The 21006-nt window shown below is 42.7% G+C and carries 16 protein-coding genes and 1 pseudogene; 9 read left to right on the top strand and 8 right to left on the bottom strand.

Annotated elements, in window-relative coordinates; translation table 11 throughout:
• Window positions 1-42: 42 nt before the first annotated feature.
• The 7 genes and pseudogenes from I2I33_RS16935 to ppdK form a co-directional block, all read right to left on the bottom strand.
• Window positions 43-309, bottom strand: a pseudogene (locus tag I2I33_RS16935) (HU family DNA-binding protein); the annotation flags it as partial.
• Between the two features lie 11 nt (window positions 310-320).
• Window positions 321-3143 (bottom strand): fimbrial protein, encoded by a 2823-nt coding sequence (locus I2I33_RS16930; RefSeq protein ID WP_229128356.1) that lies wholly within the window; start codon window positions 3141-3143, stop codon window positions 321-323.
• Between the two features lie 9 nt (window positions 3144-3152).
• Window positions 3153-4205: a fimbrillin family protein gene (locus I2I33_RS16925; RefSeq protein WP_087421061.1), complete on the bottom strand. Its 1053-nt coding sequence runs from the start codon at window positions 4203-4205 to the stop codon at window positions 3153-3155.
• Between the two features lie 101 nt (window positions 4206-4306).
• Window positions 4307-5395: a fimbrillin family protein gene (locus I2I33_RS16920; protein WP_087421062.1), complete on the bottom strand. Its 1089-nt coding sequence runs from the start codon at window positions 5393-5395 to the stop codon at window positions 4307-4309.
• A 33-nt stretch (window positions 5396-5428) separates the two neighbouring features.
• Window positions 5429-6439 carry a DUF5119 domain-containing protein gene (locus tag I2I33_RS16915; protein ID WP_087421063.1) on the bottom strand — a complete coding sequence of 337 codons (1011 nt, stop codon included), beginning with the start codon at window positions 6437-6439 and terminating at the stop codon, window positions 5429-5431.
• Entirely contained in the window at window positions 6436-7635 is a 1200-nt protein-coding gene (locus tag I2I33_RS16910; RefSeq protein ID WP_162613769.1) for a DUF3575 domain-containing protein, read from the bottom strand. The genes I2I33_RS16915 and I2I33_RS16910 overlap by 4 nt, the downstream gene beginning before the upstream one ends.
• Window positions 7636-8288: 653 nt before the next feature.
• The gene (ppdK, locus tag I2I33_RS16905) at window positions 8289-11021 is read right to left on the bottom strand and encodes a pyruvate, phosphate dikinase (RefSeq protein WP_087421065.1); all 2733 of its coding nucleotides are present in this window, start codon (window positions 11019-11021) and stop codon (window positions 8289-8291) included.
• A gap of 267 nt (window positions 11022-11288) precedes the next feature.
• Between ppdK and I2I33_RS16900 the strand changes: the two genes are divergently transcribed.
• From I2I33_RS16900 to I2I33_RS16875, 6 genes are all read left to right on the top strand, one after another.
• Window positions 11289-12227 carry a TIGR01212 family radical SAM protein gene (locus I2I33_RS16900; protein WP_087421066.1) on the top strand — a complete coding sequence of 313 codons (939 nt, stop codon included), beginning with the start codon at window positions 11289-11291 and terminating at the stop codon, window positions 12225-12227.
• Between the two features lie 287 nt (window positions 12228-12514).
• Complete coding sequence (locus I2I33_RS16895; RefSeq protein WP_087421068.1) at window positions 12515-13006, top strand: prolyl-tRNA synthetase associated domain-containing protein; 492 nt, start codon at window positions 12515-12517, stop codon at window positions 13004-13006.
• A gap of 48 nt (window positions 13007-13054) precedes the next feature.
• Window positions 13055-13714: an aspartate kinase gene (locus I2I33_RS16890; RefSeq protein WP_087421069.1), complete on the top strand. Its 660-nt coding sequence runs from the start codon at window positions 13055-13057 to the stop codon at window positions 13712-13714.
• Between the two features lie 162 nt (window positions 13715-13876).
• Window positions 13877-15202 (top strand): signal recognition particle protein, encoded by a 1326-nt coding sequence (ffh, locus tag I2I33_RS16885; protein WP_087421070.1) that lies wholly within the window; start codon window positions 13877-13879, stop codon window positions 15200-15202.
• A 163-nt stretch (window positions 15203-15365) separates the two neighbouring features.
• Window positions 15366-16241: a bifunctional methylenetetrahydrofolate dehydrogenase/methenyltetrahydrofolate cyclohydrolase FolD gene (gene folD, locus I2I33_RS16880; RefSeq protein ID WP_087421071.1), complete on the top strand. Its 876-nt coding sequence runs from the start codon at window positions 15366-15368 to the stop codon at window positions 16239-16241.
• 90 nt (window positions 16242-16331) lie between these two features.
• Entirely contained in the window at window positions 16332-17564 is a 1233-nt protein-coding gene (locus I2I33_RS16875) for a nucleoside recognition domain-containing protein (protein ID WP_087421072.1), read from the top strand.
• Here I2I33_RS16875 and I2I33_RS16870 read toward each other — a convergent pair.
• Window positions 17524-18090, bottom strand: a complete 567-nt coding sequence (locus tag I2I33_RS16870; protein ID WP_087421073.1) for a DUF4251 domain-containing protein — start codon at window positions 18088-18090, stop codon at window positions 17524-17526. The genes I2I33_RS16875 and I2I33_RS16870 overlap by 41 nt on opposite strands.
• A 125-nt stretch (window positions 18091-18215) precedes the next feature.
• On the opposite strand from I2I33_RS16870, the gene I2I33_RS16865 reads away from it, so the two are divergent.
• The 3 genes from I2I33_RS16865 to I2I33_RS16855 all read left to right on the top strand — a co-directional run bounded on the left by I2I33_RS16865 (window position 18216) and on the right by I2I33_RS16855 (window position 20975).
• Window positions 18216-18572: a BlaI/MecI/CopY family transcriptional regulator gene (locus tag I2I33_RS16865; protein ID WP_087421074.1), complete on the top strand. Its 357-nt coding sequence runs from the start codon at window positions 18216-18218 to the stop codon at window positions 18570-18572.
• A 12-nt stretch (window positions 18573-18584) separates the two neighbouring features.
• On the top strand, window positions 18585-20123 hold the full coding sequence (locus I2I33_RS16860) for a M56 family metallopeptidase (RefSeq protein WP_087421075.1): 1539 nt from the start codon (window positions 18585-18587) through the stop codon (window positions 20121-20123).
• Window positions 20124-20342: 219 nt separating this feature from the next.
• Window positions 20343-20975, top strand: coding sequence for an energy transducer TonB (locus I2I33_RS16855; protein ID WP_195666857.1), 633 nt, complete (start codon window positions 20343-20345; stop codon window positions 20973-20975).
• The last annotated feature ends 31 nt before the right edge of the window (window positions 20976-21006 follow it).

Raw genomic sequence — 21006 nt, 5'->3', positions numbered from 1 at the left:
TTCAGGGAATCTTGATGAAAAGAGTCCCCTTTCTGGTTGCATTTATTTTCTTTTTTGTAACGTTGGTTTAAATTTTATCACTTTCCGGGAATCAAGGTGTCGTCGTTCTTTCGAGTACACGTTGTAACTTATTCGCGGGCCTCGCTCTTGGGTATAAAAGGAACCGAATCCCATGAACGTCACCCGTCCCCCGGCGAGTATAACCTCGGAAATGCAGTCGATCGTAGCTTGTAGCGTCGTGTGAACGTCCTTTTTCTTGAATCCGGTGCGCTCTGCGATAAGTGCTGTAAGTTCTCGTTTATTCATATATACTTTTTTTACTAATTAATGTCTCTTACACAGCGGACTCCGCCACGGTCTTCGTCTTTGTGATTAATCAAGTAATATACCGATCCTTCATTTTCAACGGAAAAACCAACGCGTTCGCCACCGGCTGTGTTAAAGCTGAAACTACTTCTGGAAAAATGGTTCTTCAAGGGCCAAGAGGTCGCGTTTCTTGGCATCCTAGAGTACATTAATGCCAGTTCTCTTTGATTGGGAACCCTCCATCCTTTGGGGCATACCGGATTTGTTCCTCCGGGTTGAGAGCGGTCGTTGACCGCCTTCCAGGTTAACCCGTTTCCGTATGTATCGGCATGTATTTCAAAAGCGTTCCAAGGTTTGTTGTACCCGCGAACGTCTCGTTCGTTGTGATTGGGCAACTCTTCTACGGTACTGAAACCTCGTATCGATTTGGGATCTAGTTTTGTTAAGGTGATGGTTCTGTTTGCGGCATCATACGTGACGAAATCTTCTGGATGGTCATTTTCGCTTGCATTTTTGGCTAATCCCAGATTCCTGACACACCTGTAGTACACCTTGGTCGAGGCGAAGGGGCCGGCCCCACTTAAAGAACCGACGGTTGAACCTTCCGAGGACCACAATATCTCGGGATTGTCCCTGTAAGTATAAGGATCCCAATTAGTACCCCATCCTTGGCGGTCTTTATCTAGTACGGTGCTGCTGGCGTACCATTGTTTGTTTATTTCCCACGTGCTGAATTTGTATAGTCGGGATTGCGAGTCAAAGGAGTTTTCTCCGATCCACAAGTCCGAGAGTTGATTGATACTGGCCAAGTACCATTGAACTTCCTCCTTGTCGATTTGCCCGTTTCCGTTCATGTCGCGATTAAGGCGCAAGCATTTGTATTTTGCCGCTTCATACGAATCTCGCATTTCCCACGTCGCGGGCTCTATGTAGTCGTCCCAATGCATGGTTTCGTTTCCAATCCACATGTTGATAGAATTTTTTCGACCGTTATTGAGATCGTTATACGTGCGATTCGTTCTAGTTCTTCCTGTTTCAAACAGGAGAAGAGTTTCATCCTGTATGGCCTCGGAACCCCATGCGGTAAAGTTTTCATCCAAGTTCTTGTTATACATGGTTTGTATGGATGATTGCCTGATGGAGTACAATGCGGTGGATTTGGTACTCATCTGGTCTTGGCTGTATTGAAGATTGGATAGAATATTGAGTACTCTTTCCTGTGTGTTGACGAATTTTTTCCAAAGCCCGTTTTCCACGGTTTCAGATGTGTTTTCCGGGTTCACGTCATAGTAATACTCTTTAAGATAGGTGGTAAATATGATTTTGTCTCCACTATCAAATAAATGGTTGCTTTGTGATGCGGAATACCTGCGTTTACATTCCTTCAAAATGCTGACGAGTTGTTTGATGTTTAGCATTTTCTGTGTTCCCCTGTTTATATCGTTCATGTAACGATCCAGGGGGTGTTGGTAGTTCGGATCATTGAATTCGGCATCCGTGTAAACACCATCATCTCCTTGGTAGGTTACAAAAGTTTCGGTATAAAAATTTCTACTTTTTGTGTTAATGTTGAAATATATCCAGTCATAGTCTTTGGGATTTTCATTTTCTGCTCCATTGGAGAATGGGGTGTAAACGTTCCAAGTCAAGCTCTCGTCGATATTCTTTTGCTCGAAAGTTGTCGTGAAAATTTCATTGTGGGCATCGAATCTTTTAATTCGTTCGGCGACAACAATATCTCCCTCGCTTCCGGGTGAGGGTTCTTCGCCTGTTGTTGATTCAACCTCGACGATGATGTCATCCACGCTATTGATGGTTACCGTGTAAGTATAAAAATGATTTCTGAGGCTGTTGTAATCGTTCACGCCATTCACTCCTCCGAGGTGAATGGTGTAAGTTACGTCTGCTGAAATTTCTTGTCCTCCGGCGATGCTATAAAAAACATTTCCTTTTAATTTCACGTAGGTCGCCCGTTGATCTGCGTACCGGTAAGCCCCGTTTGTCACGCTTCCGTCTGCGTTAGATGTTTTTTCTTGTTTTTCTCGTAGGGCATATTGATTGCGATACTCCCCCTCCGCGGGTATTGTTTCCTTGGGGTTTATTTTGTTTTCGGGTATGTAGAACGCGAACGTGATGGCGTTCGTGGTGGAGATTTCAAAGTTATTCCACTCGCTGTTAAAGTAATTCTCAAATTCAAATTGTCCTTGTGTGGTGTTCGGTAACACGCTTACTGCTCGCGGTATAGCCACGATCTGCCACTCGCGAGGGGTGAATGTTACGCCTTCTTTCGTTTGCACGTTGAAACGTACTTTCGCGTCGGTTCGTGTCAATGGGATGTCGATCGTGTTATTTTGGTTTGCTATTAACTCGGCTCCTTCTTTCATCCCGCTCATCAGAAACTGGATTCCTCTCTCGATGTATTTTCCCTGCATGTGCGATGTCAGTGCCAGCAAATCGGCTTTCGAGGTGACGGCATCCAGCTTCGTGTCGTTCAGGTCGTGAATCGTCGTGTTGATGTTCGCGATAACAGCTATGGTCTTGCCGTTCCCGGCGGGAATGTTCTCCACCTTGGTCGTGTAAGTCTTTGATTGGTGTATGTTGTTGTAAAATTGTCCGAACACCTTGCTCCCGTCTTGATTGAAAACGAACACGTAAGCGTTGCTTATTATTTGTTCATCCTCGTCACTTGACACGGTGCGTGACAGCGTGTTGTCTGAAGAGTTGAAACTCAATGTTAATGTTGCATTCCCGCTATTTTCATGGTCCCCGAGTTTATCATCTTGACAGGCGGCTAGGGTAAGAATCAAGGCATATGCGATGTATATATATCTTTTCATAGTTTTCTGTTATTTAAATTCGGGTACGTTAATTGCTTGTTGCTGCCATGACTCTACCGTGCAGGTTAATGTTAAGTCTGCCAAAGTGGAAACTAGTATATTTATCGAGTAGCGTTGCCCGGCGATCAAAGTACTTATTATCCGGTTTAGTGGGACTGTTATCGTTTGGGTCTGAATATTTCCTGTTACTTGGTATTCCACGGTGACTTTAATCTCGTCTGTTTCATCAATCGCTTGTGGCAATAGCATCAAGAATGCGTTGTCGGTGCTGATTGACTGGTATGTGTTCGTGATTGTTTTCAAGTTCACGTCCTCTAGTAGTCCGTTGTTGATGGTCAGCAAATAGGGTTTGTCCGAGGCATCTCCTGCCATTGTCCAAGAAAATGTTCCCGGGGTGTTGCTGACGTCGTAAGAGAGTGTCGCTTTGTTCTTGAAATTCCCGAGGGTGATGGAGGTTACTTTCACCGGGAAATCGCAAGCGTCTGTCATCTTGGCATTGAACACGATGCACGAGAGGGCGTGTCGGAATGTTAATGGTAACTTACCGTCGGCGTTCCTCGATGTTTTCGTTTGGTTGAGTAGGGGAACGGATACGAGTAAATCTCGCTGGGTAATCACGTCATCCGGTACCGTGTAGGTTAGTTGGGGATACCCCGCTGTGGAGGAGGTGGAACTTAAAGAGGTGTACGGATCTCCTTGGTTTGCGTAAGGGGAATAGGCGAAAAATGACAGGTTCCCATTATTAGTCCAGAACATGAGAGGCTCGTAAGTCCATGTGCCACTTGTCTTTTTCACGCGGGTGTTACACATGAAATTCGGGGTGCTAGTCCCCGGGATAAAAGCGTCGGCCGTGTAGTAGGCGTATACACCGAAATCTAGCATATCGTCGTTTCCCGTTTCGCTTCCCCGGGCTTGGTCTGTCTGGATGAAGGATTCGTGAAATGGCGTGGCAATAAAATCTATTTTATCACCGTCGTTGGCAGGTTCCGGGTCGTTTTTGTCGCACGATGTGAACGCGATCAATAGGGCTGCCGACAGTAAAATGTATTCTTTTCTTTTCATCGTTTGACTTTTTTGAGGTTTTATTAGTACCCGCGGACAGACGTTCAACCGCCCGCGAGTGAGCCGTTAGGCCATGTTTAAGGTTGCGTGAAGCGCAAGGGCTATTTTACTTCGATGGTACCACCATTAACAGCTTGCCACTCTTCTACTTCCGTTTCGAATTCGATCGGATCCAAAATGCCTCCTGTTGCGCCGATGTTTAAGTTGTAAGTGATCTTTTGATTTCTTTCCCACGTTCTTTCGGGAATACCGACTGGTACAGGAGCATAGTCATCTTTGCTACCTTTTAGATAAATTTTTGTACCATCTGCAAGTTTTTGGTATATCTTGCAACTGATCGTCAGGTAATTACCATTTTCTACATTTGCTGCATTTGCTGTTAAGGTTTGTGGCAATAGCATTAATGCCTTGTCTGCGCTTCCGATCGGGGTGAATGTTTGAGCGTCATTCTCTACTTTATAACCTGCTTCCTCAATGGCAGGGGATGTAACCGTGTATTCGGTTAATGCAACATCAGGGTTCAAAGTCCATGTTTCTGTCGAAGATGCAAAAGTTCCCGTGTTTTTCAGATTGTGAATTTGAATCCCGTTCTCCTCAACATCCACGAACAGGTTTGTGGCACTTGTCCCGATTGCAAAATGCACCTGAGTCAAGGCGTGTTTGAATGGCATGGTTACGCTGTTTTTGTCACTAGGTTTTGTTTGATTTGTGGCAACAGCGTACATTAAGTCCACTTGGTCGGCTTCTTCGGCTGGAACGGTATAGTTCAACGTTAAACCGGTCGTGGCGAAAGTTTTCGCCGTGATAGCTTTATTCCCGTACGGGGAATAGGCGTAAAAATTAAGCAATTCGCCATTCACAGGCCAGTAAGCTTGATCGCTTGTTTGGGCGTAAGTCCATTTCGTCCCGTCAGATACGATTTGAATGCCCTCGGTAGTCGTTCCCATGTAAGGACTTGCATTTGGGGTTTCACCTGCTCCCGTCTTGATAAATGCCGTTACTCCAAAGGCGTTGTCTTTCGTTAAAAATTCGTTATTGTTATCTACCGGGTTTCCTCTGGAGATGTTCTTGTAAGTGGAGAACCCGATCAGGTTACCCTCCTTGTTGATTTCTGAATCAACTACGTCGTTTTTTGCGCAACCGGCAAGCATGGCAGCAGCGGTTAGCATGTACAATAGATTCTTTTTCATGATCAGTAAATTAAAATGAATAATTCATTATTTTTAAATTGGCAATTCCGCTTCAATTTCTTCCCATTCTTCAATCTCGGGGTGGAAAACCCCGTCACCGTTACCGATGGCTTCCGGGAGAGTCACCTCGGCCCGGATTTTGTGGACGGTTTGTACCCCGTCATGTGAAGTTTCAATTAAATCTTTCACGTTAAGGGAAACCGTGTGGGTTTCTCCGTTCACGAGGATGAAATTCATAACGAGTTGGTGATCATTGAGGCATTTCCCGTTTGCTTTTTCCGGACCAAACGAGATGAGTTGCTTCGTGATCGTGGCGAGTTTATAGTTGTCCGGGTCTACCCGTTTGTTGTTCAGCACGAACTCGTGTGTGATACCATGCCCGAACTTTATCGCTTTTTCCATGTTTTCGCTTTCACACATGGCCGTCAGGTGGGAACGTGGGGCCCCGGCAGCTGACGTGATGTTCATCACTTTTACCTCAATGTCGATTAATTCTGTTTGTCGTTCCGGGGTGACTTCGATCGTTTGGCTGACCTCGTGTTCTCCGGTAGCCGGCTTTTCCTTGTAATAGTGAATATCTTTCGGGGTAATCTCGATCGCCTTGACGAGTGCTCTGGCTAGGATGTCGCATGCTGTCAAGTAGGAATTATTATCTTCTGCTTTTGATAATAGATTCGCGTACTTCGGCTCTTTATTGGCCGAAATGACAGCGTTGAACGTGTGTAGGTTTTCGATACCGGTAAAGTCAATGCTTGCTAATTCCTCTTCCGTGTTGTTTATCACCATGATGTCATATTTACCCGGGTAAAGGGGAATATCAATCGTGTTAGGGTCGCTGCTGATCAAACATTCACAGACAGCTTTTCCGCTTTCGTTGTCGAACACGTAGGCTGAGGTACCGTTCGGTTCTAATTGTGAGGGTTCCCAATTGATATTCAGGCGTACAAATCCTTGTTCTTCCGTGGCGTAAAACAGATTGTCCCTGTCGCATGAAGAGCAGGCAAGTGTGAAACAAAGAGTTGCGATATAAATTATGTTTTTCATTTCACACCTCCTTCTTTTTTTACTGTTTTTTTATTTAATAACCAAACGAGGGAAACTTTTGCGAACGTTGGACCAAACCATTGTTTCCTCTCTACTTTCCACGGGAACCTGAAAACTTTTATGTCCCCGTACATCGTGTCGTTCACTTTATCATACTCTTTCGTGTCCCTTTGTAAATAACCCACGCCGAGGCTATACTCCATGTGGAAATGCTTGCCGATCTTGTGAGCGTAAGCGGCTTGAAGACCTGCATCAAAGAAGTCGCCTTGTTCCCCGTCTTTATCGAAAAGTTGTAGATCGTATTTCCCCACTCCGCCGTAAAGGCCAATGTTCCATCCCGTGAGAACTTCTTTTGCGTCACGATCCCCGAGCCAGTATTTCACGCTGGCGTGTCCCGATAGTAATTGCATGGTCCAGTCGGCACGTGATGCTTTCCACCACGGGAATATTCCTTCTGCAGCCACGGACCATTGTTTACCGATGGGAATTTCTATTTCTAGGTTCACGGCCGAAAGCACGTCGTAGAGAAGGTTCGTTTTCATGGCGAATAACGGTTTCGAGATGATTAGCGGGATGACCGGAGTCTCCGGTTCCGATTTTTGTGGAGGGATAATCTTCTCTTCTTTCTTCGGTTCCTCCTTCTTTTCTTCCTTGACAGGCTCCCGCTTATAGTAGATCACGCAGACAGCACCCGTGCGTAATTGTGGTAAGAAGTTTTTCCTGATATAACGCCATGATTCCCCGTTCGCTAGAGTCTTGATCAACCATTCCTTGGCTCCGTTCTCACGATCGGAATTTATGATGTTAATTAATCTTTCCCGGTGCGGGATGTTTTTATCCGTTTCGATCATACGTTTGAAATCAACCCAGTTCTCACCGGTGTATCGTGCATAGACAAGCTCTTTTTTGATCTCGGGATATTTCCCCGTGATATAAGCTTTGACACTTTCGGCTCTTTTCCTCGATAACTCCAGGTTGTATGCTTCCTTGCCATCAGGAGAAGAGGAGGCCACGATGGTAATGGAGTCGAGATTAGGTATGATTAATTCATTTTTGATTAACTCATCCAGTTTCTTCAAAGATTCATTGTTTCCCATGTACGTGCTATCTAAAATAGCCCCGTCAATTTTAAAATAGAGGACAATGTTGTTTGTCGAGTCTGTCTTGTGTTGATGTTCCTGAGCCCGAACACGCATTATGCTTCCAGTTAAAAGCATTATTAAAATAAGAATGATTGCATACACCTTCATGATTTGTAATATTTCTGATTTATTGTCAATATCAAAAAATGATCATTTAATGATGTTAATTTGTTTAACAATTTTTATATAATACAAAAACCATATAACTATATAATTATCAGTTACAAAAAAGTAATTTCAAAAAAAACGTTATATGATTAAATATTGTATTTTTGTTGTCGGAATAAATGATCGTTTTTTGATATTTTCAAAAATATTGCTATTATGCTGTTTTTATATTGTTTAACTAGCTTCTTTATGTCGATAATTTGCCTACTGTTCTCACCCGATATTATTTATTTTATATGTAAATAATATGTAAAATGTTAATATTGTTATTTAGAATGAATTTAACAAGTAGAATTGAGATGTAAATATATGTATCAATATATTTATTGTATTTTTAATCTAAAAAATGGCTCTATGCGTTAGTGGGTGATGAATTTGTGTCGTGAATGAATAACATATTTTTACCATTTACTGGAAAGAGAAATAGCTTTCGGGGGAGATCGCACGAAAAATTTAGGAGAAGAATGTGTAGAATCAAACATGAAAAAAGGAGCTGTCTCCTTAAAAAACAGCTCCTCGTTTATTTATTAAAAATTGTCTTATTTGTTGGTGTGCATGATAGCAGCCTGCGCGGCAGCCAAACGTGCGATAGGCACACGGAACGGTGAACATGAAACGTAGTCCATACCCACTTTGTCACAGAAGATCACGGAAGAAGGTTCTCCACCATGTTCTCCACAGATTCCGAGTTTCAACTTGCTGTTGGCTGAACGTCCTTTTTGGGCTCCCATTTGAACTAATTGTCCCACGCCTTCTTGATCCAATACGGCGAACGGATCGGTTTTCAAGATACCTTTCTTGATATATTCCGGTAAGAATTTACCAGCGTCATCGCGAGAATATCCGAAAGTCATCTGGGTTAAGTCGTTCGTACCGAAAGAGAAGAATTCTGCAACTTCTGCAATTTGGTCTGCGGTTAACGCAGCACGAGGAATTTCAATCATGGTTCCTACCATGTAATCTACTTTCACGCCCTTTTCTGCAAATACCACGTCAGCAGTGCAACGGATGATGTTCGCTTGTTGTCTTAATTCTTTCACGGTACCTACCAACGGAACCATGATTTCCGGCTTCGGGTTAAAGCCTTTCAGCTTCAAGTTACAAGCAGCTTCAATGATTGCACGGGCTTGCATTTCGGTGATTTCCGGGTAAGTGATTCCTAAACGGCAACCGCGGTGACCTAACATCGGGTTGAATTCGTGTAACGCATCCACTTTTTCTTTGACAACTTCTACTGAAATACCCATTTTTTCAGCCATGTATTTTTGAGATTCCGGCTCGTTCGGGGTAAATTCATGTAATGGCGGGTCTAACAAACGGATGGTAACTCCGAATCCGTCCATAGCCTCAAGGATTCCCTCGAAGTCACTTCTTTGCATCGGGAGGATTTTTGACAAAGCGATACGGCGTTGTTCAACGGTATCAGACAGGATCATTTCACGCATGGCGTCAATACGGTCGCCTTCGAAGAACATGTGCTCCGTGCGGCAAAGACCAACACCCTTGGCTCCGAAATCACGTGCTACTTTGGCATCACGAGGTGTGTCTGCATTGGTTCTCACGTACATGCGAGTATGTTTCTCGGCCAAATCCATGATAGTTCTGAAGTCATGGTCCAGTGACGCCTCGGTGGTGGCTACTTTACCCAAGTAAACTTCTCCGGTAGAACCGTTCAAAGAAATCCAGTCGCCTTCATTGATGGTAACACCTTTCACGGTAAAGGTACGTTTGTGGTAATCAACAACGATTTCTCCGGCTCCGGAAACACAGCATTTACCCATACCGCGGGCAACAACAGCCGCGTGAGAGGTCATACCCCCGCGTGCGGTGAGGATACCTTCGGAAACGTTCATTCCGCGTAAATCTTCGGGAGAAGTTTCCAAACGAACTAATATTACTTGCTCGCCTCTGTTTTTCCATTCTTCCGCCTCGTCAGCAAAGAATACGACACGTCCGCAAGCGGCTCCCGGGGATGCCGGTAAACCTTTGGTTAATACTTTTGCTTTGGATTGTGATTCTTTGTCGAATACCGGGTGAAGTAATTCATCCAGTTTAGCCGCTTCCAAGCGAAGTATAGCGGTTTCTTCATTGATCATGCCTTGTTCGAGCATGTCAACCGCCATTTTTACCATAGCCGTACCGGTACGTTTTCCGTTACGGGTTTGCAACATCCATAATTTACCGTCTTGGATGGTAAATTCAAGGTCTTGCATATCGTGGAAATAGTCTTCCAATTTTTGTTGAACGGCATTTAATTCTGCGTAGGCGGCTGGCATGGATTCTTCCAGTGAAGGATATTTAGCGGCACGCTCTTCTTCTGAAATATTCTGCATTTTAGCCCAGCGGCGAGATCCCTCGATGGTAATCTCCTGCGGGGTGCGGATTCCGGCAACAACGTCCTCTCCTTGCGCGTTGATCAGGTATTCTCCGTTGAAAATATCTTCACCGGTAGCGGCATCACGCGTGAAAGCAACTCCGGTTGCGGAATTGTTACCCATGTTTCCGTAAACCATAGCTTGAACATTCACCGCTGTTCCCCATTCTTCCGGGATTTGATTCAACTGGCGGTACAGAACGGCGCGCTCCGTCATCCATGAATCGAACACGGCGCAGATGGCTCCCCATAATTGCTCCCACGGGCAGGTCGGGAAATCTTTACCGGTTTTGGTTTTAACGACAATTTTGAAACGACGAACAAGTTCTTGCAGGTCTTCAGCCGAGAATTCTGTGTCGTTAGAAATATTTTTTTCTGCTTTTAATTTGTCGATTTCAACTTCGAACGGGTTGTGTTCGCCTTTTCCGGCTGCAACGCCCATCACGACATCTCCATACATTTGTACGAAACGACGATATGAATCCCATGCAAATCTGGCGTTACCTGATTTTTCGGCCACGATTTTAACGGCATCATCATTCATTCCCAAGTTTAACACTGTATCCATCATACCCGGCATGGACACCCTGGCTCCGGAACGCACGGAAACTAAAAGAGGGAAGGCCTCTCCTTTTGATCCGAATTTGGCATTCATTAACTTTTCTGTAGCTGCAATGCCAGCTTTAACGTCATTCTCAATTAGTTTTACGACAGCGTCTTTTCCTTCTTGATTATAAAGGGTACAAACTTCTGTTGTAATAGTAAAACCAGCAGGAACAGGAACTCCGATGAGATTCATTTCGGCAAGATTGGCGCCTTTACCGCCTAGCAGGTTTTTCATGTCTGCTTTTCCTTCTGCTTTTCCGTCACCAAAGGTGTAAACGTACTTCGTACTCATAATTCTGTTAGATTTTTGCGTTTACCTCCTGACATTCAGGAGTGATTGTTTATAGATCATTCTTTTCTCAAAATTTCATCTTAGGGATGCAAAGATAATTTTTTTTCTTGAATATATAAATAGGGAAAAATAGTTAAAATCTACGCAAACGTATGAAATAGGTAACTTTCCGGTAAAAATGAGGGTACTCATAAAAAATTAGTGATCTTTGTTAAATTCTAAACAGATAAATATTTATTTTTGCGACCTGTTAATATTTTGTTCCAGATGAAATTTAAACCCGGTAAAAAACGATATAATGACTATCCGACTTTTTTTAAAACTCTTTTCGAGGAAAGAGTACAAAAGTTGTCGATAGATGGAGGATTCACTTGTCCTAACCGGGATGGGAGTAAGGGTGTGGGGGGATGTTCGTTTTGTAATAACGAGAGTTTTAACCCCGATTATTGTCGAGCGGTGCGGGGAATTACGGAACAGATCGATGAAGGTATCCGTTTCTTTGCCCGGAAGTATAAGGGACAAAGATATTTGGCTTATTTTCAGGCGTATTCGAACACGTATGCGCCGTTAGACGTGTTGAAGTTACGTTATGAAGAGGCTTTGGCTCATCCGATGATTTCGGGATTGGTGGTCGGGACGCGACCGGATGTGGTGAGCGAGGAGGTTTTGGATTATCTGGAGAAATTGGCAAGGCGGTATTATGTCTGCGTGGAATACGGGGTGGAGTCCGTGAATGATACTGTTTTACGTCAGGTAAACCGGGGACATGATTTTGCCGTTGCAGAACAGACTATCCAGGCAACAGCGGGACGTGGAATAACGATTGGTGCGCATTTGATTTTCGGGTTACCGGGGGAAAGTCGTGAATCTATGTTGGAGGGGGCTATTCGTTTGTGTGAATTGCCAATTCAAGTATTAAAACTTCACCAGTTGCAAATCGTGAAAGGGACTCGATTGGCGGAACAATACTTGGAAAATCCGGCACTCTTTCGTCTTTACACGTTGGATGAGTATCTGAATTTCGTTGTGGAAGTTATCGAACGTATCCGGCCCGATGTTTACTTGGAACGTTTCGTGAATCAATCACCTCCCGAATATTTAATCGCTCCACAATGGGGAATTAAAAATTTCGAGTTCACGGCGAAATTGGATAAACGTTTGGAAGAATTGGATACGTGGCAGGGAAGGTTGAAGGATAAAAGTTAAAGGTTAAAAACTAAAAGTTTAAATGAAGTTTATGGTTTCGGGTAATGTAGAATTTGAAATTTAGAATTTAGAATGAAAGGACTACCCCCACCGGCTCCCCCTTACACAGGGGGAGAGACAGACGCAAGAAGGTGTTTCAATGTAGCAATGCAGCGAGTCCTCCCCCTGTGCAAGGGGGAGTTAGAGGGGGTAGTTGGAAAGGTAAAAAAGATAAAAGTAGGAAATCAAGAAGTGTTGGCCTTGTGTGGCTGGAATCTAAAATCATAAAATCAAAAATTAATTAATACATGGTAGGACAGGAGAAAGTATATGAAACGTTGGCAGCTCTGGGGATAGAGTTTGAATATACGGAACATCCGGCTGCACCGACGATCGAGATTGCCAGACAATATTGGAAAAATCTGGATAGTACACATTGCAAGAACTTGTTTTTCAGAAATCACAAGGGGAATCGTCATTATTTGGTAATTCTTCAATGTGATCATGATATGGCTATCCATGATATGGAAAAAATGTTGAAGCAGGGTAAGTTAAGTTTTGCCTCTGAAGCTCGAATGGAAAAATACCTGGGATTGCATCCCGGATCTGTAAGTCCTTTCGGCTTACTGAATGACGTGGAACACCACGTGTACGTGTTCTTGGATAAACATCTGCAAGAAGCGAAAAGATTATCATTCCATCCGAATGACAACCACGCTTCGTTAGCCATAAAAACGGAGGATTTCATCCGTTACATGGATTACGTGGGAAACGCTTACGAGTGGATCGAACTATATTAATAATGAGAGAAATAATTTTCAATTTTCAACTTTCAATTTTCAATTAACATGATCAGTGTAGCCCAGGCAGTGGAAGGAATCGTAAAGCATAAACCTTATTTGTCGGAATCTTTGGCGGCAGGGATTATCAATATCTCGGCTTTAGCCCGACAGATACAGGAAGAAGTGGAGAAATTATTGGGGAAGCCAGTAAATGCAGGTGCAATCGTGATGGCGTTGAATCGGTTAGCTCCTTATTTACAAGTGCGGGAACAGGTACAATTAAACAAGTTGCTGAATAACATGGGGGATATTATCCTGAGGAGTAACTTGTGTGATTACACGTTTAAAAATTCGAATACTCTGATGGATTGCCATATCCGGGTACTGAAATCCATTGCACGAAGAGATGAGGTCTTCTACACGATGGTGCAGGGGGTTTTCGAGACCAACCTTGTCGTGAGTGAAATCATGGAAGGGATGGTGGATGAACATTTCAAGGAGGAACAGTGTATTTTCAAAAAGAATGGTTTGTCGTCCGTTACGTTGAAGCTCCCTAAAGGAAATATATTGCAACCCGGTTTCTATTATTGCATAATGAAGGAGTTATCTTGGGAGGGGATCAACTTGACGGAGGTTATTTCTTCCACCAACGAGTTTACCGTTGTGGTAGATAATTCGTTAATAGACAAGACGTTTGTGGTGTTGAAGAACATCAGTCGGAAATAGTAAAAAGAAGAGTGTCGCAAAATTGAAAAGTGAAAATGTATGTTTTCGGGTAAAATTATTAATTTTGCGGGGAATGAATTAATTAAGAGTTATAATAGCGAATTTTGAAGATTAGATGCGAGTGCATTGTAATTTCAATTTTCGAATTTCAATTGATAAATTATGTTTGAGAATCTATCGGAGAGGTTAGAAAAATCGTTTAAGATTTTAAAAGGACAGGGAAAGATCACCGAGATCAACGTGGCCGAAACGCTTAAAGAGGTGAGACGTTCATTGTTGGATGCCGACGTAAACTATAAGATCGCGAAAGAGTTTACCAACACGGTAAAAGAAAAGGCATTGGGAATGAACGTGCTGACTGCCGTGAAACCGGGTCAGATGATGGTGAAGATTGTTCACGATGAATTGATCCAGTTGATGGGAGGGACCCATGTCGATATTAATATAAAAGGTAATCCGGCTGTTATCTTGATGTCGGGTCTGCAAGGTTCCGGTAAAACAACATTTTCTGGTAAACTGGCTAATTTACTGAAGACAAAGCGGGGAAAACATCCTTTGTTAGTAGCTTGTGACGTTTACCGTCCGGCAGCTATCGAGCAGTTAAAAGTGCTTGGGGAGCAAATCGGGGTACCCGTGTATAGCGAGGAAGGAAACAATGATCCTGTGAAAATTGCCTTGAATGCCGTGAAAGAGGCCCGGGCTACAGGTAAAGATGTCGTGATTGTCGATACCGCGGGACGTTTGGCTATTGACGAGCAGATGATGAATGAAATTGCTGCCATCAAGAAAGCAATCGATCCGGAAGAGACCCTTTTCGTGGTGGATGCCATGACCGGACAGGATGCCGTGAACACGGCGAAGGAATTTAACGATCGTCTGAACTTTGATGGTGTGATCCTGACCAAGCTGGATGGTGATACTCGTGGTGGAGCGGCATTGTCTATTCGTACCGTGGTGAGTAAGCCGATTAAATTTGTCGGTACGGGTGAAAAACTGGAGGCTCTTGATGTGTTCCATCCCGAACGTATGGCTGACCGTATCTTGGGTATGGGTGATATTGTTTCTTTGGTTGAAAAAGCTCAGGAGCAATTTGACGCGGAGGAGGCGAAGAAGTTACAGAAAAAGATCGCCAAGAATCAGTTTAATTTTAACGACTTCTTGAGCCAGATTCAGCAGATCAAGAAGATGGGTAACATAAAAGATCTGGCATCCATGATCCCGGGTGTGGGTAAAGCATTGAAAGATGTGGATATTGATGATGATGCGTTTAAAGGAGTTGAGGCTATCATTTACTCGATGACCCCGGAAGAGCGGGAGAATCCGGAACTAATCAACGGTTCTCGTCGTAAACGTATTGCATCCGGTAGCGGTACCACTATTCAAGATGTAAATCGCTTGTTGAAACAGTTCGATGAATCCAAAAAGATGATGCGAATGTTATCCAAGGGCGGTAAGATGATGGGGAATGCCCCGATGAAGAGACGCTAAAGATTTTAGATTTTAAATTTTAGATTTTAGATTTAATCCTTTTATCAGGTTTGAATTTGAGGTTTAAGATTTAAAATCAAATAGATAAAATTGTGATTTTAGATTTTACGTGAATGTTCATGTGAAATTTAAAATTTGAAATCTAAAATTTAAAATTGATTAGATGGAAATTATTGACGGTAAAAAAATTTCAGCACAGGTAAAGCAAGAGCTTGCAGATGAAATCGCTGCTTTCGTGGCAGAAGGGAAAAAGGTTCCGCATTTGGTTGCTGTACTTGTAGGAAATGACGGGGCTAGCGAAACGTACGTTGCTAGTAAAGTGAAGGCCTGTCAGGCGGTAGGGATGAAAAGTTCAGAATTGCGTTATGGTGATGACATCACTGAAGAGCAGTTGTTGGCAGTCATTGATAAGTTGAACGAGGACCCCGATGTAGATGGGTTTATTGTGCAGTTACCTCTCCCGAAACATATTTCCGAAGAGAAAGTTTTGAACCGTATTCATCCGGATAAGGATGTGGATGGTTTCCATCCTTGTAACGTGGGCCGCATGGTGTTAGGATTACCGACTTATTTACCGGCAACCCCGGCAGGTATCGTGGAACTGCTGACCCGTTATAATATTCCGACAGAAGGCAAACATTGTGTTGTTGTCGGAAGAAGTAATATCGTGGGAACACCTATGGCAGTGTTAATGTCCCGGAAAGCCAAAAATGCCAATTGTACCGTTACTTTATGTCATAGCAGAACGGCGAATTTGAAAGATATTACTCGGCAGGCGGATATTTTGATCGTGGCGATTGGTGTTCCGCACTTCCTGAAAGAAGATATGGTGAAAGAAGGTGCTGTTGTGGTGGATGTCGGGATTCATCGTATTCCTTCGGAAACAGCAAAGAATGGTTGGAAATTAGTAGGAGATGTGGATTATGACCACGTGGCTCCTAAATGTTCATATATTACTCCGGTTCCCGGTGGTGTGGGACCGATGACCATCGTGACTTTGTTGCAAAACACGATAAAAGCTTGTAAAGCAAAACATTAAATAATTGAAAGTTGAGAATTGAAAATTGAAAATGAAAGATGATTTCTTTTTTTAATTTTCAATTTTCAATTTTGCATTTTCAATTGATCTATGGTTCTCAATTATATCTGGATTTTCTTTTTTGGTGCGGCATTTATCGTGGCGCTTTGTAAATTGATCTTCATGGGTGATACAGAAGTTTTTTCTGCCATCGTGAAGGCCACCTTTGATATGTCAAAAACGGGGTTTGAAATCTCGCTAGGTTTAACGGGTGTATTAACTCTGTGGATGGGAATCATGAAAATTGGAGAGCGGGGAGGGGCTGTGAAAGTGATGTCATGGTTGATTAGTCCTTTTTTCCGGAAGTTGTTTCCGGAATTACCACCGGATAGTCCGGCATACGGTTCAATTATGATGAATATCGCGGCGAATATGCTTGGGCTGGATAATGCCGCAACTCCCGTGGGACTGAAAGCGATGCAACAAATGCAGGAGGTGAATCCTCATAAAGATCGGGCTTCCAATGCGCAGATTATGTTTCTGGTGCTGAATACTTCCGGTTTGACGATTATCCCGGTTTCCGTTATGGTGTATCGGGCTCAAATGGGGGCAGCGAATCCGGCGGATATATTTATTCCGATATTATTGGCTACTTACGTGTCCACGTTAGCCGGCCTGATTGCGGTGGCGGTGTACCAGCGCTTGAACCTGTTTAACCGGGTTGTTATGGCTTATTTGATTGGAGGAACCTTGGCCGTGGGTGGTTTAATCTGGTATTTTTCCGGGTTGGACAAGGAAACGATCACAACGATTTCCACGGTAGCTAGTAACGTTATTCTTTTCTCGATCATCACAGCTTTTATTGCCATGGGGGCTTGGCGTAAAATAAATGTGTACGATGCGTTTATTGATGGCGCAAAAGAGGGTTTTTCCATTGCAGTAAAAATCATTCCGTATTTAGTGGCGATTCTTGTGGCTGTCGGGGTGTTTCGGGCAGCGGGAGCGATGGATATGTTGATGAGTGGATTGGAACGTTTGTGTCTGGCTTGTGGATTAGATGCTGATTTTATACCGGCCTTGCCTACGGCCTTGATGAAACCGCTTAGTGGAAGTGGGGCGCGCGGGCTGATGATTGACACCATGAACACGTTCGGGGCAGACTCTTTCGCCGGGCGATTGGCGTCAACTTTCCAAGGGGCTACAGATACGACATTTTATATTATCGCCGTGTATTTTGGTGCAGTGGGGATTAAAAATACACGTTACGCAATACCTTGTGGATTGATTGCCGATTTTGCGGGTATCATTGCTGCTTTGGTGATGGCTTATATCTTTTTTGCATAGTAGAATCTAAGGGTGTTATTTGCCCGACATAACTGATCGGAGCTCGCTTACGGTCACTAAAATATAAATAGCAAGTTCCGTCATATTGAATATCCATGTTCAGATAACAAATATCTTGGTTGGAGCGAACGGTTATTTGATAGGCAATAGCTTTCTTTTTTCCGTCTTGATAAATTTTTACCGTGCGACTGAATAATACCGTGTTGAAAGAAACTGAATCTAAGTGTGAATTTGATGTCCATGTAGCTCTGCCGAAATAAGGAAGTTGTGTCGTTACCAGGGAGTCATTTATGCTTAGATAACAATTTTGTGGGTTAATGTCAATGTTGGCACCCGCCCCCGGTGGTGTGAAAAGTGTTTGTACGGTAGGGGTCGCAATGTAGAACTTAACAGTGAATTGATCACTATTCACCAGTGCCAGTGTTTTCTGAAACTCTTTTTCGAAACGAATTTCTTTTTTATTCTGAGCCTGACCTATTGTAAAGAACAGTATTCCAATCAAAAAGATGAATGTAATTCTTTTCATATTTCCCTTTTTTGAGTACTATACGTGGGTAGATTGAAAATGTTATAAATATATTTTCTACGAAAAGCTTGTATTGTTACGAAATTTTCGTAGATTTGCGAAAGAATCGTAAATAAATAGTTCGTATGGAAAAATTGACACATCAGGAAGAAGAGGTAATGTTGATCATCTGGCAGGTGAAAAGTGGCGTGATAAAAGATTTTTTGAATCGGATGGAAGAACCGAGGCCGCCTTACACGACGGTCGCTTCTATCGTGAAGAACTTGGAGAAAAAAGGATTCCTGACCAGTAAGAAGCATGGAAATATTTACGAGTATATTCCCGTCATGGATGAAAGTGAATATAAAACGAAATTTATGTCCGGGGTGGTACGTAATTATTTTGAAAATTCTTACAAGGAGATGGTGACGTTCTTTGCTAAAGAACAAAAGATTTCGGCAAAAGATCTCGAAGAGATCATAAAGCTAATAGAGAAACAATAAAATGTACAAGCCATGATTACCAATGCGACATTGATCTATTTGATAAAGGTAAATATTGCGCTAGTCGTGTTTTATCTTTTTTATCGGCTATTATTCAGTCGGGATACATTTTTTACTTTCCGAAGAGTTTGTTTGTTAATGAGCCTTGCCTTGGCCTGTTTGTATCCAATGGTCTTGTTTTCTTTTGGAGAAGATCAAAAAGTAGTTATTCACCATGCGATTGCCCAATATGCGAGTAATCTTTTACCGGAAGTGACTGTTGGAATGGCTCCGGCACCCGTGGAAATAAATATGTTTGACATATTGTGCTTGGGATATTCAACTGTTGTGGTCTTTTTATTGGGACGGATCGTGATCCAGATATTTTCGATCCTTCGGTTCGTGAAAAAGCGGAATAGAGCAGTTTGTTTGTCAACACCGATTATTTTGTTAAAAGGTGAAGTTGCTCCTTTTTCTTTTTTCAAGTGGATATTCATCAATCCTTCATTGTATGAATCGGATGATTTACAAGAAATTATGATGCATGAAAAAACTCATGCAGATCAGTATCATTCTTTGGACGTGATGGTATCCGAATTATTATGTGCATTGTTTTGGATCAATCCGGCAATGTGGTTATTAAAAGGGGAGATTCGTCGTAATTTGGAATTTCTGGCTGATAAGCGGGTTGTATACTCCGGTGTTGATCGGAAAGCTTATCAATATCATCTCCTTCGTCTTTCTCGTCCTTCGGCTGCAGCTCAAATAGTAAATAAATTTAATGTGACACCATTAAAAAAGCGTATTATGATGATGAATAAAAAAAGAACTTCGAAAATGGAATTGCTCAAGTATGCACTGCTATTTCCGGTTGTTGCGTTATTAGTATTGTCTAGTAACGTGCAGGCGATTGTGCATCAGGGAGATTATCGGGATACGGTGATTCTGGTCGATAAAGGCAAGTTGATTGTATCCGGAACTGTTGTTGACCAGTATAACAGAGCCTTGCGCGGGGTTACCGTGTTGATTAAGAATACTGCGGAAGGAACCCATACCGGATGGGATGGCAAGTTTATGTTGGCAGTTGATAAGGGGGCTGAACTTGTTTTTTCTCATGCTGGTAAAAAGAATATATTGGTTCCAGTGAAAGTTGGTGATCGGATGCGTGTAAGTATGTTGGATGACACCAGTCGGCCGGTGGTGAGAGAACCTGAATATGAGGGCTCGGATAACGATATATTTCAAGTGGTTGAAGATATGCCACAATTTCCTGGTGGAAGTGTTCAAAGATATGTAGCTCAACATATAAAGTATCCGAAGGAAGCGGCGGAGAAGAATATTCAGGGAAAAGTATTTGTTCAATTTGTTATTTCGAAGACAGGAAAAGTTACTGATGTGAAAGTTGCTCGTGCCGTACATCCTTTATTGGATGCGGAGGCTATAAGAGTTGTACAAGAAATGCCGAATTGGAAACCGGGAACGCAAAGAGGAAAAGCCGTGAGGGTTTCATATACAGTTCCCATTAATTTTCAATTACAAGAACCTGTATTGAAAGAAACCGAAAAGAAATAGACTTCGTGTTATAATGCATGGAAATGAATCCCCTCTTTCGCATAATATATGATGTGAAAGAGGGGATTTGTAAAATAATTTCAATATCTTTGAAAATATCATAGGTGTTAAAAATAACTACGGAGTGTCGTGTCATGCTTGTTTCCCAATCCGTGGTCAAGTAGGTAATAATTATTAAAAAGACTCGTTATGATTACAAAGAGGAAAAAAAAATTGAAAATGAAGTGGGATTGGTGTATCCCGTTTTTTTCTATGTTGGGAATATTACTTTTTACTACTTGCCTGCAAGCTGCGGAATCTCGGGGTGGAGATAGGGATTCAGTAAAGTTTATGGTGAAAGGTACCGTGGTGGATAAAAGTGGTCAACCTTTGGAGGGTGTCAGTATTTTTGTAACAAAATCAGACAAACGTATATTTACCGGGAAGGACGGGAAATTCTCGTTGATGGTTAATAAAGGGGCAAGACTTGTAATTTATCTTCAGGGTAAGGTGACGAAAGAGGTGAGGGCGGATGTCAAAAAAGAGATGCGAGTGGTTATGCTTAACGAGATGTATATGGAAGAGAGGATGCCCTATTTGCTGGGCGAGGATGTGATGCAATATGTAGTCAGGAACATAAAATATCCGAAAGATGCGTTGGAAATGAAAGTTCAGGGTAAGGTGTTTGTACAATTTATTGTTGAAAAAGATGGAAGTTTGTCGAATGTGAGAGTAATACGTCCTGTTTACCCTTCTTTGGATGAAGAAGCATGTCGGGTGATTAGGGGTATGTCACAATGGAGTCCCGGAATTCAAAAAGGTAAGCCAGTACGGGTTTCTTATACCCTTCCTATAAATTTTAGTTTGCGTTAAGAGAGAAGGGTTATCCGAAAAGTTTTAGCGG

Origin of the sequence: Butyricimonas sp. BSD2780061689_150309_C8 (assembly GCF_015560935.1) — a bacterium.
Lineage (GTDB): Bacteria > Bacteroidota > Bacteroidia > Bacteroidales > Marinifilaceae > Butyricimonas > Butyricimonas paravirosa.
This window is presented reverse-complemented; position numbering and strand designations above follow the sequence as displayed.